We start from the raw sequence: 794 nt of genomic DNA, 5'->3' as shown, positions 1-794 counted from the left end.
CCGGCGCGGCCGAACATCTGCTGGACCATGGAGACCTCGATGCGGTCCATACCGACCTGGGTGTCGCGGACGATGACGGCCCGGGCGGGCAGGTTGACTCCAGCGGCCACGGTGGAGGTGGCGACCAGGATGTCGGCCTGGCGGGTGCGGAAGGCGTGTTCGGATTCTCGCTTGTAGGGCCAGTCGCGGTAGTGGAGCCGCACACCGGCGCGGGTGCACAGCCGCTCGACGAGTTCGCTGTCATCGGTGTCGGCGCCCCTGGTCGGCACGCCGCGGTCGGCGGCCAGGGCAAGGGCGGTGGCACGCACGCCTCGCTTGCTGCCGCAGAAGACCAGGACGCTGCCACCTGTTGTGGTGATCGCTCGCGTCAGACGTACAGCCTCCGCGGTACGGGCCTGGGCCCGGGCGTTCCATTCCGGGGCGTCGGCCGCGTTCGGCAGGACGGGCAGTTGCCAGGTCAGACGCGTGGGGCGCCAGGGTGAGCGGATAAGGCGCGCGCCCAGCCAGTCGGCGACCTGCCCGGCGTTGGCAACCGTGGCGGACAGGCCCGCGATCCGGACCTGGGCGCTGTCCTCGCGGACACGGGCCAGGAGCGCTTCGAGGACTGGTCCGCGGGTGGGGTCGCCGAGCAGGTGGATCTCGTCGACGATCAGGCAGCCGACCTCGGCGAGGGCTGCGCGCAGGGAGCCGGTGCGGCTGATCGCCTCGAACTTTTCCGTGGTGGCCACCCAGAGGTCCGCGGTGCGGATGAGTTCGGTATCAACGGCGTATTCACCGGTGAGGCGCACGACGCG

General features: G+C 71.2%; 1 protein-coding gene. It reads right to left on the bottom strand.

Annotation, left to right across the window (positions count from 1 at the left end):
- Positions 1-728, bottom strand: a 728-nt coding sequence (locus tag CCN51_RS51850) for a DEAD/DEAH box helicase (RefSeq protein ID WP_342749438.1), incomplete at its 3' end; no start/stop codon positions are given.
- Between the last annotated feature and the right edge of the window lie 66 nt (positions 729-794).

The organism is Streptomyces milbemycinicus (assembly GCF_002154605.1).
In the GTDB taxonomy this organism is placed as follows: Bacteria; Actinomycetota; Actinomycetes; order Streptomycetales; family Streptomycetaceae; genus Streptomyces; species Streptomyces milbemycinicus.
This window is presented reverse-complemented; position numbering and strand designations above follow the sequence as displayed.